General features: G+C 44.6%; 17 protein-coding genes. 11 read left to right on the forward strand and 6 right to left on the reverse strand.

Going from position 1 to position 12,716, the window contains the following annotated elements:
- Positions 1-325 precede the first annotated feature (325 nt).
- A complete protein-coding gene (gene exaC / locus K6984_RS12970) occupies positions 326-1,846 on the forward strand; it encodes an acetaldehyde dehydrogenase ExaC (protein WP_221895913.1) in 1,521 nt (506 codons plus the stop codon).
- A 167-nt stretch (positions 1,847-2,013) separates the two neighbouring features.
- On the opposite strand, the gene K6984_RS33430 is transcribed toward exaC, so the two are convergent.
- A complete protein-coding gene (locus tag K6984_RS33430) occupies positions 2,014-2,142 on the reverse strand; it encodes a hypothetical protein (protein WP_263458596.1) in 129 nt (42 codons plus the stop codon).
- A 135-nt stretch (positions 2,143-2,277) separates the two neighbouring features.
- Here K6984_RS33430 and acs point away from each other — a divergent pair, with 135 nt between their 5' ends.
- A complete protein-coding gene (gene acs / locus K6984_RS12975; protein ID WP_221895914.1) occupies positions 2,278-4,230 on the forward strand; it encodes an acetate--CoA ligase in 1,953 nt (650 codons plus the stop codon).
- On the opposite strand, the gene K6984_RS12980 is transcribed toward acs, so the two are convergent.
- Positions 4,177-4,470 (reverse strand): hypothetical protein, encoded by a 294-nt coding sequence (locus K6984_RS12980; protein WP_221895915.1) that lies wholly within the window; start codon positions 4,468-4,470, stop codon positions 4,177-4,179. The two genes, acs and K6984_RS12980, sit on opposite strands and share 54 nt — an antisense overlap.
- Between K6984_RS12980 and K6984_RS12985 the strand changes: the two genes are divergently transcribed.
- On the forward strand, positions 4,427-4,570 hold the full coding sequence (locus K6984_RS12985) for a hypothetical protein (protein ID WP_221895916.1): 144 nt from the start codon (positions 4,427-4,429) through the stop codon (positions 4,568-4,570). The two genes, K6984_RS12980 and K6984_RS12985, sit on opposite strands and share 44 nt — an antisense overlap.
- Positions 4,571-4,634: 64 nt before the next feature.
- Here the strand turns inward: K6984_RS12985 and K6984_RS12990 are convergent, their stop codons facing one another.
- Complete coding sequence (locus K6984_RS12990) at positions 4,635-4,781, reverse strand: hypothetical protein (protein WP_221895917.1); 147 nt, start codon at positions 4,779-4,781, stop codon at positions 4,635-4,637.
- Between the two features lie 12 nt (positions 4,782-4,793).
- On the opposite strand from K6984_RS12990, the gene K6984_RS30990 reads away from it, so the two are divergent.
- Both K6984_RS30990 and recJ read left to right on the forward strand, forming a co-directional pair.
- Positions 4,794-5,165: a hypothetical protein gene (locus K6984_RS30990; RefSeq protein ID WP_230988062.1), complete on the forward strand. Its 372-nt coding sequence runs from the start codon at positions 4,794-4,796 to the stop codon at positions 5,163-5,165.
- The gene (recJ, locus tag K6984_RS12995) at positions 5,080-6,696 is read left to right on the forward strand and encodes a single-stranded-DNA-specific exonuclease RecJ (protein WP_230988068.1); all 1,617 of its coding nucleotides are present in this window, start codon (positions 5,080-5,082) and stop codon (positions 6,694-6,696) included. The genes K6984_RS30990 and recJ overlap by 86 nt, the downstream gene beginning before the upstream one ends.
- A gap of 502 nt (positions 6,697-7,198) precedes the next feature.
- On the opposite strand, the gene K6984_RS13000 is transcribed toward recJ, so the two are convergent.
- A complete protein-coding gene (locus K6984_RS13000; RefSeq protein ID WP_221895919.1) occupies positions 7,199-7,681 on the reverse strand; it encodes a hypothetical protein in 483 nt (160 codons plus the stop codon).
- 21 nt (positions 7,682-7,702) lie between these two features.
- Positions 7,703-8,659, reverse strand: coding sequence for an IS3 family transposase (locus tag K6984_RS13005; RefSeq protein WP_221895984.1), 957 nt, complete (start codon positions 8,657-8,659; stop codon positions 7,703-7,705).
- Between the two features lie 285 nt (positions 8,660-8,944).
- Here K6984_RS13005 and K6984_RS13010 point away from each other — a divergent pair, with 285 nt between their 5' ends.
- The 6 genes from K6984_RS13010 (at position 8,945) to K6984_RS13025 (ending at position 11,175) form a co-directional block, all read left to right on the forward strand.
- A complete protein-coding gene (locus tag K6984_RS13010) occupies positions 8,945-9,778 on the forward strand; it encodes a transposase (protein ID WP_221895920.1) in 834 nt (277 codons plus the stop codon).
- A gap of 17 nt (positions 9,779-9,795) precedes the next feature.
- Positions 9,796-10,041 carry a hypothetical protein gene (locus K6984_RS13015; RefSeq protein WP_221895921.1) on the forward strand — a complete coding sequence of 82 codons (246 nt, stop codon included), beginning with the start codon at positions 9,796-9,798 and terminating at the stop codon, positions 10,039-10,041.
- A complete protein-coding gene (locus K6984_RS33435) occupies positions 9,990-10,118 on the forward strand; it encodes a hypothetical protein (protein ID WP_263458596.1) in 129 nt (42 codons plus the stop codon). Before K6984_RS13015 ends, K6984_RS33435 begins: the two co-directional genes overlap by 52 nt.
- Positions 10,119-10,145: 27 nt before the next feature.
- Positions 10,146-10,277 carry a hypothetical protein gene (locus K6984_RS33440; protein WP_263458742.1) on the forward strand — a complete coding sequence of 44 codons (132 nt, stop codon included), beginning with the start codon at positions 10,146-10,148 and terminating at the stop codon, positions 10,275-10,277.
- Between the two features lie 32 nt (positions 10,278-10,309).
- Positions 10,310-10,759, forward strand: a complete 450-nt coding sequence (locus K6984_RS13020) for a hypothetical protein (RefSeq protein ID WP_221895267.1) — start codon at positions 10,310-10,312, stop codon at positions 10,757-10,759.
- Positions 10,760-10,866: 107 nt separating this feature from the next.
- Positions 10,867-11,175, forward strand: a complete 309-nt coding sequence (locus K6984_RS13025; protein WP_221894087.1) for a hypothetical protein — start codon at positions 10,867-10,869, stop codon at positions 11,173-11,175.
- Between the two features lie 53 nt (positions 11,176-11,228).
- Here the strand turns inward: K6984_RS13025 and dbpA are convergent, their stop codons facing one another.
- Positions 11,229-12,611, reverse strand: coding sequence for an ATP-dependent RNA helicase DbpA (gene dbpA, locus K6984_RS13030; RefSeq protein WP_221895985.1), 1,383 nt, complete (start codon positions 12,609-12,611; stop codon positions 11,229-11,231).
- Between the last annotated feature and the right edge of the window lie 105 nt (positions 12,612-12,716).

The raw sequence follows: 12,716 nt of genomic DNA on the forward strand, positions 1-12,716 counted from the left end.
GGGCTCCTCTTTGCTCCGTTATTACTCTTAGGTGCATTATGACACTGTTGGTGGGAGAGGAGTCCATATCATCAGCCTACGGTGTAGCTCATTGTTTACAATAGCGGTAAGGTTTAATTTATTGCCGGTGAGTAAGATAGAAATTTATACAAATAGAGTGCAGATACAGATGAAAATATATAAGCAAAGTCCATGTTTATATAGCTTGCAAGCACAGACTAACCGCGTACCCCTATAAAGGAGGGTATTAAGCTAAGGGTTCTCTATCTTGAAAGTACAGTGACTAAACTGATTAGACATAACCGTTCTACTGGAGTTAATAAACATGATTTACGCAGCACCGAATACAACTGAAAGTAAGGTCGACTTTAAGCAACGCTATGGAAATTTTATCGGGGGGGAATGGGTTCCGCCTGTGAAAGGGCAATATTTCGAGAATAAAAGTCCTGTCAATGGGCAGGTATTTTGTGAAATCCCACGCTCTACTGAGGAAGATATCAATCTGGCTCTGGATGCTGCGCATCAGGCAAAAGAAGCCTGGGGAAAAACGTCGGTGACCGCAAGATCAAATATTTTATTGAAGGTTGCAGATCGTATTGATGCAAACCTGGAAAAACTCGCCGTTGCTGACACCTGGGATAACGGCAAAGCAGTACGTGAAACGTTGGCGGCGGATGTGCCTTTATGTGCAGATCACTTTCGTTATTATGCAGGCTGCATGCGAGCCCAGGAAGGGTCTATTGGTGAAATCGATGAAAATACCGTGGCGTATCATTTTCATGAGCCATTGGGCGTAGTCGGACAGATTATTCCGTGGAACTTCCCGTTGCTGATGGCTTGCTGGAAACTAGCGCCTGCTCTGGTGACTGGTAATTGCGTGGTGATGAAACCCGCTGAGCAAACGCCTGCGTCCATTCTGATCTTAATAGAAATTATTGGCGATTTATTACCTGCCGGGGTACTGAATATTGTTAATGGCTTTGGCGCTGAGGCAGGACAGGCTCTTGCAACGAGTACACGTATTGCTAAAATTGCCTTTACCGGATCGACTCCGGTGGGCGAACATATTCTTAAGTGTGCTGCGGAAAATATTATCCCATCGACTGTAGAGTTGGGTGGTAAATCGCCAAATATTTTCTTTGCCGATGTACTAGATCAGGAAGACGAATTTGTTAGTAAATGCATCGAGGGGGCAGTGCTGGCATTTTTCAATCAGGGTGAAGTTTGTACCTGCCCGTCAAGATTATTGGTAGAAGAGTCTATCTATGATGAATTTATAGAAAAAGTGATCGTCCGGGCAGAGCAAATCAAACGCGGTAATCCTCTGGACACTGAAACCATGGTTGGTGCCCAGGCATCAAAGGAACAGTTCGACAAGATATTGAGTTATGTTGAAATTGGCAAACAGGAAGGCGCTAAACTCTTGATGGGTGGTAAGATTGCTGAACTGGGAGGGGATCTGAAGGATGGCTATTATATTCAGCCGACAGTGATGCAGGGAAATAATAAAATGCGCATCTTTCAGGAAGAAATTTTTGGCCCCTTTATCTCGGTAACGACCTTTAAAGGTGAAGCCGAAGCGCTGGCGATTGCCAATGATACCGAATTTGGTTTAGGTGCAGGTCTGTGGACCCGTGATATGAACCTCGCCTATCGTATGGGACGCGGTATTCAGGCAGGGCGAGTTTGGACCAACTGCTACCATCATTATCCGGCTCATGCGGCATTTGGTGGTTATAAAAAGTCAGGCATTGGTAGAGAGACGCATAAAATGATGCTGGATCACTATCAGCAAACCAAGAATATGCTAGTCAGTTATGACATTAATCCATTGGGCTTTTTCTAAGTCTTATTGCTAGGCGACCGCTGAAAATCAGGGAAACGGAGCCTAAGCGAAGTGATGATTTTTAGTCCGCGATAGCCGTAGGGCCGTTATTTTGTCGGAGTCTGAGCGTTAGCGAAGGTGGAGACAAAATAAAAGGCCATCCGACACGGCGTCAAGTCATTTGGAGCCTATGTTCCGACCCCTTGTTGGGTCGGAACGAGGTGACGAGGACGAATCGGGGCCGCCGGAGGCATAAGTGGTCGCGTTAAGTTTTTGCTGCTTGCTTGGGCTGGGATGCCCAAAACAAGCTTTCGCAAAAATAGCGACTCCCCGAGGCTGGGATGCCCAAAACAAGCTTTCGCAAAAATAGCGACTCCCCAATGATAAGTGTATACCACGCTGAGCGTGGGAATGAAAAATGTGTCATGCTAGTCGTGACCTGAGGAATAAAAATGTCTAAACATCAAACCTATGCAAGCGAGAGTTATCCGGTTAAAGCAAATATCGCTGCAAAAGCACATATTAATAATGAGCAATATTTAGCTTTATATAAGCAATCTATTGATCAGCCTGAAGTTTTTTGGGCAGAACAAGCAGAGCAATTTTTGGATTGGCACAAACTCTGGGATAAAGTGACGGATTATGACTATCATCAGGGAAAAATCAGCTGGTTTGAGGGAGCCGAGCTTAATGTCAGTGTTAATTGCCTGGATAGACATCTGGCAACGAGAGGCGATCAGGTCGCTTTAATCTGGGAAGGTGATAACCCTGCTAATGATAAAAAAATGACTTATCGGGAACTACATACGGAAGTGTGTCAGTTTGCCAATGTTTTAAAAGCTCAAGGTGTAAAGAAAGGGGATCGGGTGTGTATTTATTTACCCATGATTATCGAAGCGGCAGCGGTGATTTTAGCCTGCACTCGAATAGGTGCAGTACATTCGATAGTGTTTGGCGGTTTTTCCGCTGAGGCACTCAAAGACAGGATTAATGACTCTGAGTGCACCGCCGTTGTGTGTGCAGATGAAGGCTACCGTGGTGGCAAAATCATCCCTATTAAAGCTGTCGTAGATACTACACTGGAATCCTGTCCCGGAGTACAAAGGGTTATCGTCGTAAAAAATACAGGTAACTCTGTTGCATGGCAGGACGAGCGTGATATCTGGTATCATCAGACGATGGCTGAAGCCTCGACCGAGTGTGAACCCGTATGGATGGATGCCGAAGACCCACTATTTATTTTGTATACTTCCGGCTCAACGGGTAAGCCTAAAGGTTTATTGCATACCACAGGTGGTTACTTGTTATATGCAGCGATTACGCATAAATACATCTTTGATTATCAGGAAGGTGAAATCTACTGGTGTACTGCCGATATTGGTTGGGTTACCGGACATACCTATATGATTTACGGGCCTTTATGCAATGGCGCAACAACTTTATTATTTGAAGGTGTACCGACTTACCCGGATGCCAGTCGATTCTGGCAAGTGGTCGATAAACATCAGGTGAATATTTTCTATACCGCACCCACGGCATTAAGGGCTTTAATGGCAGTAGGTGATCAATATTTAGAGAATACTCAACGAAGCAGTTTGCGTATTCTGGGTTCAGTAGGCGAGCCAATTAACCCGGAAGCTTGGGAGTGGTATTATGAACTTGTGGGTAAGGCAAATTGCCCGATTGTGGATACCTGGTGGCAGACAGAAACCGGTGGTATCTTGATTACACCACTGCCGGGCGCGTCGGAATTACTACCTAGTTCGGCTACACGACCTTTCTTTGGAGTGAAACCGGCTATTTTAAGCAATGAAGGGCAAGTCATAGATGATGACTCAGAAGGAGTGTTGGTATTAGAGCGGCCCTGGCCAGGACAGGCACGCAGCATTTATGGCGATCATCAACGTTTTATCGATACCTATTTTAAAAGTTATCCGGGGTATTATTTTACCGGAGATGGCGCGCGATGTGATGAGCAGGGCTATTACTGGATTACCGGTCGAGTTGATGATGTGATTAATGTATCTGGCCATCGTATGGGAACGGCCGAAGTTGAAAGTGCGCTGGATGAGCACCCATTAGTAGCGGAATCTGCCGTAGTGGGCTATCCGCATGATATTAAAGGGCAGGGCATTTATGCCTATGTCACATTGAATGTTGGTACTGAAGGTACTGAAGAATTAAAGAAAGAGTTAGTTAAATTAGTACGTGCCGACATCGGTCCTATTGCGACTCCGGATATTATTCAATGGGCACCGCAATTGCCAAAAACCCGCTCCGGGAAAATTATGCGTCGCATATTGCGCAAAGTTGCTGCGAATGAGATTGACAGCTTGGGTGATACTTCAACTCTAGCAGACCCAAGCGTAGTTGAAAGTATTATTGCTAATCGGTTTAATCGATAGGTGCTTCGATTGATGCATAATATTTCCCCCGCTGAAAATCATGGAAACGGAGCTTAGCGAAGTGGTGATTTTTAGTCCCTGATAGGCGACAGGGCAATTTGCTGATTCGACGTGTGCTAGCAGCACGCGAGAGGAGCAAGAATTGCATTCCGAATAGCCGTCCAGCCAGTGAGGTAGTAATGACGAAGCGGCTTTTGTGCGTAGTCGTTGCGGACGCAGGGCGTTCAGGGCATCTCCCATCCGCTGCGTAGGTGAACGAATTATGGCGACAGGAGTCCCGGAATTTCGTGAGGTAGCATGGCGCGCCTGTCTTTTTGCAGGAGGGTTAGGGTCGATTTAATAACAATATCCTCAACCCTCCTTTCCAAAAGGGAGGTGAACCTCAGTTTCTAGAGATCCGCACCTCAGGGTTGCTCAAGCGCTGTCAGCCCCGGACGGGCTGATAGTCTCCAGAAGGCGCAGGGAAATTTGCCAATCCGAAGTGCGCGATAGCGCGCGAGGGAGGCTAAAATTTTATCCCGAATAGCCGTAGAGCCATTTGTGGTAGCCATGACTGAGCTGCTTTGTGCTCAGTCTGTGGCGGACGCAGGGCGGCTGGAGCATCTCCTATTCGCTGCGTAGGTGAACGAATTACGGCGACAGGAGTCCCGGAATTTCGTGAGGTAGCATGGCGCGCCTGTAACTTATTGCACATTCCTCAGCCAAAAATAGACATAGCACATGCATTATCACGGAATTACAAAAAAAATTGTCGAACGCCCATTGCTAGGTCGAGTTGCAGGAGTGTCAGAGCAAAACCCGATCCTCAAGCGTATTTATCTGGCGCGGGGTATCAAGTTCGATACCGACCTGCAGCGCGGCCTGGCACAACTGCCCTCACCCTGGTTATTAACGGGTATGGAGGAAATGGTGGTGTACTTAATCAACGCCATTGAGCAGCAAAAGAAAATCATCATCGTTGCTGATTTTGATGCCGATGGCGCAACGAGTTGTACAGTGGCTATGCAAGGTTTTCAATTGCTGGGAGCAGAAAATATAGATTTTATCGTGCCCAATCGCTTTGAATATGGCTATGGCCTAACGCCTGAAATCGTTGAACTGGTGATAGCAAAACAGGCGGATGTGCTAGTCACGGTAGACAATGGAATTTCCAGTCTGGCAGGTGTTGAAGTCGCAAAGCAGGCAGGAATACAGGTGCTAGTGACGGACCATCATTTGCCTGGCGAGAAATTACCTGATGCAGATGCTATTGTAAATCCTAACCTGCCAGATGATGAATTTCCCAGTCGCGCGCTGGCAGGTGTTGGCGTTATGTTTTATATTTTAATGGCGATGCGTAGTCGTATGCGTGAGCAGGGCTGGTTTGTCACACGTAATATAGCTGAACCCAACCTGGCCCAATTACTGGATCTGGTGGCTTTAGGTACTGTTGCAGATGTAGTGGCTCTGGATCAGGTTAATCGTATACTGGTACATCAGGGGTTATTGCGAATCAGGTCTGCTAATGGTCATGTGGGCATTAAAGCACTGGTTGAAATAGCAGGGAAACATTTACCTAGCCTGGTATCCTCTGATTTAGGCTTTGCCATAGGACCACGGCTGAATGCCGCAGGGCGCATGGATGATATGAGCATCGGTATTCAGTGCCTGTTGTCAGATGACGTTATACATGCAAAACAACTAGCGCAACAAATGGACGATCTAAATGTTGAGCGGCGCGAGGTGGAAGGGCAAATGAAGCAGGAGGCGATGTGCTTATTAAAAGATATGCATGCCCTGGATGAACAGCACTTAACGGCGGGTGTGTGTATTTATAATGAAGACTGGCATCAGGGCGTCATTGGTATTTTGGCATCACGAATTAAAGACCGCTTAAACCGACCGGTGATTGCATTTGCCAATGCTGGTAATGGTGAAATAAAAGGCTCGGCACGTTCCATTCCCTGGGTGCATATTAGAGATGTACTCAGTGATATTGCCGTTGCGCATCCAAAAGTGCTGCAGAAATTTGGTGGGCATGCGATGGCAGCAGGATTAAGTCTGCAATTACATGATTACCCCGCGTTTATGCTGGCTTTTGATAAGGCGGTAGAGCAACGGCTGGTGGATGTGGATTTAGACCAGAAAGTTTATACCGATGGCGAGTTGACGGATGCTGAAATGACCATTGGTTTTTGTGAGTTATTAAAAAATGCTGGTCCCTGGGGGCAGGAATTTCCAGAGCCATTATTTCATGGCGTATTCGATGTAGTCCAGTCCCGGGTTGTCGGCCAGCAGCATCTGAAACTGGTTTTACGCAAGCCTGATAGCGAATTATTAGTCGATGCGATTGCCTTTTTCGTCGAGCGCCCAGAATACTGGCTAGGTATCCGCCAGGTTAAAATCGCCTATAAATTAGATATCAATGAATACAAAGGTCAGCGCAGTATACAATTTATTATCGATTATATAGAAAAGCTGGTATAAGCCCAATGCAGGTAGGCTCACGTAGGCCGGAATAGCGCAGCGTTTTCCGGCACAAACGCACCAAACAAAAGAGCATCCTCAAGCTTCTGGTAAACGCCGTATTGTTGCAGGTTCGTTGTGTTTACGTACTGAAGTTTACCAATTATTGAGTAGCTGAAATACACAATGCTGGTGTATCGAGGTTTATTTTAGGTGGTTTTGCCATGTTTATAGCAAACCCCTACTTAATTCCCCTTAGGCAATAGCATTTGAAACGAATGAAAAGACTATTTTTTTCATATAGTTGTAGCATAGTTTCAATTTTACCATAAATAATTATTGGGAAACTTCAGTTTACGTATTTCGTGCATTTTTTATGGTCAAGGCTGCGCTATTTCACCCTACGTCTGGCTAAATTTTTTTGGCTCTAAGTGTGATGTGTAGTGGGTAATGCGATAATAGGCACCAGGAATAGTGAATTTTTACATAACTACTCAGCTTTGCTGAGTAGTTACAAATTCGATTACCCACTGTATTTCACATAGAGCCACAATATTTGAATCCTCTGTTTATGACAGAAGGTTGTCGGGTTTTGTACAAACCGCGCAGATCGTGTCTTCAGCAGCAATATCATGTTCTTCTTCAATGATCGGCAAATCAGGGCGGTGCGTCCGTCCATGTCCCTTGCTACCTTTTTGCTGACCACGGGGCCGGGGGGGTATCCGTATATGATGCCTTCCAGAAATATCTCTCTTGGCAGCGCCTTTTTCAGTTTTTTGCCAAATAGACGCTGCTTCAAGTCCCGGGTGCATGCATAGGCAGATTCAAGTTCTTGCTTGAGATCGTCATTTTTCTGTTTGACTTGCTGGAATTGTCCTTTCCAGTAGTTTGCACCCCATTTGAGCAGTACATACTCTTCTTGTGTCAGTGTCATGACAACTTGGGAAAAGGGAGGTTTTGTAGTCTCTCCTGTTTCTATAAGTCGGGGCGTGTCGGTGTTTTTCAAGATAGTTTTCGCCTAAATTATTTAAGCCGCTTCATCAGTCCTGTCAGGATTTAATGAAACTGGCCCTGTAGCATCCCAGTTTCTGGTTGAGCCAGACCATCTGGAAGGTTTTTCTTTTTTCTTCTGGAGATATAATTTATCTCGCATTTCAAGAATATTTTTGTCTTTTCCTTCATGTCGTTCCGCAGGTGTGACGAATTTTATTTTGCTGTGCCGGTGCTCGTTGTTATACCATTCGACAAAGTTACCTACCCATCCCCGGGCTTCATCAAGACTATCAAAGCCACTGCCAGGCCAGTCAGGACAATACTTTACCGTTCTAAACAAAGCTTCAGAATAAGGGTTGTCATTACTCACTCGTGGGCGGCTGTATGAGCTGGTTAAGTTTAAATCATACATTTTGCTGCGCAAGGTGAGTGATTTCATTGGTGCGCCATTATCAGAATGGAGCACCAATGGGTTATACATCATTTTTTCCTTTAACAGGCTACGCTCAAGTAGTGTAGCGGCATCTTCGCCACTTTCTTGTTCATACACTTCAGCCCCGACTATTTTTCGGCTATAAATGTCCTCTATCATATATAAATAGTAGAACTGACCCACGATGGGTGTTGGCATGTAGCTGATATCCCACGTCCATACCTGGTTCGCTTTTTCTGCGATATAACTCGTTGGTTTGGAGGTGTTTTTGCGCTCTTTAGCCCGCCCTCTATGTGTGACTTGTTCTGCTTTATGCAACACTCGATAAAATGATGATTCGGAGGCAATGTAGATGCCTTTGTCTGCCAGGATAGGGACGATTTGACTCGGTGGTAAATTGGCATACTCGTCCTCATTACAGGTCATTAAAATAGCAAGTTGCTCATATTCGCTTAATTTATTATTAGGAGATGGGCGTATGGCATCCGACCTTCTATCGGCCTCTACTCCTCCGTTAACTTGCCAGTTTTGTAAGGTACGAATGCTGATACCAACAATATTACAGACTTTGCCCTAATTTTTTGTTTTCACTACGTAATTGTTTTAATACGTTTTTATCTGTTTTTTCTTGCGTCACGTTTTGCTCTGATCCTTTAATAAAATGGGTCTTCCAGGACTCAAGTTCAGCTTTATAAAGCCCACGTGTACGACAATATTCATTACACTCTTGCTCGCTCAGGGTACTTGTTTCTATAATGGCTGATAGTTTTTTCTCGGCTGTCCACTGTATAGGAGAATGGCTTGTGTTTTTAGTGTTTTTGCACTTATCAAAAAGCTCGTTTTGTGACTGATCGCCAAGAAGAAGAAAAGTACGAGCTTGAAAGAAAAACGTGGCTGGAAGAAACATTGCCTGCCATTATGGAAAAGGCGGTAGAAGAAAAGAGTGTCGTTTTATTCGGTGATGAGGTGTCATTTGCTATGTGGGGTTCATTGGCACGAACCTGGGCTCCAATAGGAGAGCAACCCACAGTGAAAACATCAGGGATTCGAAAAGGGTTGAAAATGTTTGGTACGATCGAACTCGAAGGAGGGAGTTTTCAATACCGAGAATCATTGGCTTATGAGATAAAACCAAAGTCACTTAGACTTTTAAAAGAAGCTGGGCTGCCTCAAGAATTTTTAGCTATTCTTAAAAGCTTAAAAAATGAGAAATATCCAACACAGAAGCTTTTTATGGAAGCGATATATTCTATTGCCGACAACGTCTTAATCGAGAGTTATAAGCCAATGATATTACAACACGCTGAAACATCTGGGCGTTTTAATGGTGAAAGCTATGTTGAGTTTTTAACACAATTGCTGGCTTATTATAAAGGCAAGATTATTCTAATTGAAGATGGTGCCCCGTATCATGGAAGCGGTGTTATTAAGGAATTTAAGTTAGCTAATGTAGATCGTTTGACAGTAGAACGTCTCCCTGCGTTCTCGCCGGATTTTAATCCGATTGAGAAATTATGGAAAAATACGAAACGCGATTCGACTCATATGAAGTATTTTAAAACTTTTGAAGATCTTCATGATTCAGTTGTGCAAACTTTTAACACTTATATGCATGATGCCAGTAAAGTGATTTGTGTTATGCAAAAATTGCGGGAAGATTTCGTTGTTACCGCCTAAGTTTAAGCGCTCCAAATTTGGAAATTATTTATCTGAGAAACTATAGAGGTAGAATAAGGTCAGTCGAGAGCTACTTTAATTCGATTAACAAAGGCATTGATCAGATAATACGTGTACGTGGCGGCAAAGAGATTAAAGTGACTGTCAGCAGTGCACGATTAAAGGTGAGTTCACACAGTAAAAAACGCTTTGTCTCGGGGAGTCGCTATTTTTGCGAAAGCTTGTTTTGGGCATCCCAGCCCAAGCAAGCAGCAAAAACTTAACGCGACCACTTATGCCTCCGGCGGCCCCGATTCGTCCTCGTCACCTCGTCCCGACCCAACAAGGGGTCGGAACATAGGCTCCAAATGACTTGACGCCGTGTCGGATGGCCTTTTATTTTGTCTCCACCTTCGCTAACGCTCAGACTCCGACAAAACAACGGCCCTACGGCTATCGCGGACTAAAAATCTTCACTTCGCTAAAGCTCCGTTTCCAGGATTTTCAGCGATTGCCTTAAAATATGACGGTGAAAACGACTATCGCTATTTAGTGGCGACAGACCTGACTTGGCGCACACAAGATATTATTCAAGCCTATACGTTGAGATGGCTGATTGAGGTTTTCTTTGAGGACTGGAAGCTTTATGAAGGATGGGGGCGTGAGGCCAAACAATTAGATGAAGAGGGATCAAGCCGTGGCCTGATTCTGAGTCTTTTGTTTGACCATTGCCTTCTCCTTCACACAGAGCAAATAGCCCGCATTGAAAGCAAACTACCTGCGTATACCGTAGGAAGCTTACAGCGCAAGTCTCAAATGGATGTACTGCTTGAGTTCATCACGTCATTGCTAGAGTTTCCAGATCCTGGTGATAAGCTGAAAGAGTTAGGTGAATTAATAAAGGATGTGTTTCAACTGATGCCATCAGGAAAACATATGATTGGCAGAGATTTAGGGCGCTTAGGGCCAACAGCATCATTAAAGTATTGTTCTGCTGGGTGAAGGTAAGAGTTTGATGGCAATGGGATGGAAAAACTTGAACATCGAGTAAAAGTAATTTCAAGGAAACTAAAGCTTGGTCTTCCAATACCCGCTCACTTGAAAATCAAATGCGCCTGACTGCAATGAGCTATAATTTAATGCGCGTGTTTGAAGAGATTTCAAAAACACAACAGCCAGAATTGATTCATCCATCGGATAAAAAATATAGCGAGGCTCTGGAGATAAGGCAGCAACAGGCCCAAAAACGAGATCGTTTTGTGAATCCATTATTTTTCCAGGCAAGAATATCTCGTATCAGCTCGTATACCATTCGGGCAGTTCAAAACGCAATAATAACAGGGATGTCTTTACAGTGCTTTATGAGCTCTCTTGTGGCGAGGTTAGTTTCACGGCCTCAATTGATAGGGGAACACTGATGGATAATCAAGGTAGCTATTTTCTTAAACATATCTTTCTCCATTAATTGTTATCAAACGATTTTACGCGCACGCACGCTACGCCCTTTCACTTTACCATTACTAAAAAAACCAAGCGCCTTATTCACAGCAGAACGTTGTATGGCAACATAACTGGATATATCAAATATATCAATTTTACCAATCTGCAAACCTGACAACCCTGCATCACCTGTAAGCGCTCCTAAAAGATCACCCGGTCGAATTTTATTTCTGCGTCCCGCATCCAGTTGTATAGTCACCATAGGTGATTGCAGGGTAAATCCAGTGCTCGCATTTAAGGCATCTAACTCCTTAACTAAACAGGCCTTGCCCTGAAACTCGGCAATCGCTTTAACGCGCGGCTGTTCCTGTTCGATAAATAAACTCAACGCAATACCTTTCTCCCCTGCACGACCGGTACGCCCAATCCGGTGTATATAAATATCGGCATCATGAGGTAATTCAAAATTAATAACCGCCTGTAAAGATTTAATATCCAGACCGCGAGCAGCAACATCCGTGGCAACCAGTACCGAGCAACTATGATTGGCAAAGCGCACCAGCACCTGATCGCGTTCGCGCTGCTCCAGGTCTCCATGAATCGCTAACGCCTCAATCTGGTGATCATGCAGAAATCGGGCAACTGCATCGCATTGTATTTTAGTGTGGCAGAAAACCAAGGTAGTCTCAGGCTGGTAATGTTCAAACAGGGCTAATAAAGCCTCATTACGCCGCGAGGCTTTTGCTTGATAAAATATCTGCTCAATCACGCTTTCAGTGTGTTCGGCCTCGACAGAAACCGTCACTGGATCCTGCAGGATAGCGGCACACATCTTTTTAATTGTGCTCGGATAGGTTGCCGAAAATAATAAGGTTTGCCGTTTATCAGGGGTTTGCGCAATGATCTCGTTGATCACATCAATAAAACCCATATCCAGCATACGATCCGCTTCATCCAGCACCAATGTATTCACACCTGCCAGTGTTAAGGTTCCGCGACTTAAGTGATCCTGAATTCGTCCTGGCGTGCCAACGACGATATGCGCACCATGCTCCAGCGAGCTTTTTTGAGGTGCAAAAGGTTTACCACCACAGAGTAAAACCAGTTTGATATTAGGCGTGCTACGCGCCAGCTTACGCAATTCTTTACCGACCTGGTCAGCCAGCTCACGCGTGGGACATAATATTAGCGCCTGTATACCAAAAAATCGTGGATTAATACGCTGCAATAAACCGATACCAAAAGTTGCTGTTTTGCCACTGCCGGTTTTTGCCTTGGCGATAAGATCCTTACCCTGTAATACATAGGGCAATCCCTGCGCCTGAATAGCGGTCATTTTTTTATAGCCGAGCGAATCCAGGTTAGCAACAAACGCACTGGAAATTGGAAGAGAAGAAAAGCTGTCGCTGGTCATATAGGTTACCGTATTTAAATCAGGCAATTATACCAGAGCTATAAACCACTCATTTAAATAGCGTCATAAACATTTTTTCTTTGGAGCGAGACTATATTAACTGAA

The organism is Bathymodiolus japonicus methanotrophic gill symbiont (assembly GCF_019721995.1).
Classification (GTDB): Bacteria; Pseudomonadota; Gammaproteobacteria; order Methylococcales; family Methylomonadaceae; genus Methyloprofundus.

Excerpts from the sequence above, each read along its gene's own strand:
- exaC (WP_221895913.1), top strand. The coding sequence starts at position 326 with ATGATTTACGCAGCACCGAATACAACTGAAAGTAAGGTCGACTTTAAG.
- acs (WP_221895914.1), top strand. The coding sequence starts at position 2,278 with ATGTCTAAACATCAAACCTATGCAAGCGAGAGTTATCCGGTTAAAGCA.
- K6984_RS12980 (WP_221895915.1), bottom strand. The coding sequence starts at position 4,470 with ATGGGAGATGCCCTGAACGCCCTGCGTCCGCAACGACTACGCACAAAA.
- K6984_RS12990 (WP_221895917.1), bottom strand. The coding sequence starts at position 4,781 with ATGGCTACCACAAATGGCTCTACGGCTATTCGGGATAAAATTTTAGCC.
- K6984_RS33440 (WP_263458742.1), top strand. The coding sequence starts at position 10,146 with ATGGCCTTTTATTTTGTCTCCACCTTCGCTAACGCTCAGACTCCGACA.
- K6984_RS13025 (WP_221894087.1), top strand. The coding sequence starts at position 10,867 with ATGCGCCTGACTGCAATGAGCTATAATTTAATGCGCGTGTTTGAAGAG.
- dbpA (WP_221895985.1), bottom strand. The coding sequence starts at position 12,611 with ATGACCAGCGACAGCTTTTCTTCTCTTCCAATTTCCAGTGCGTTTGTT.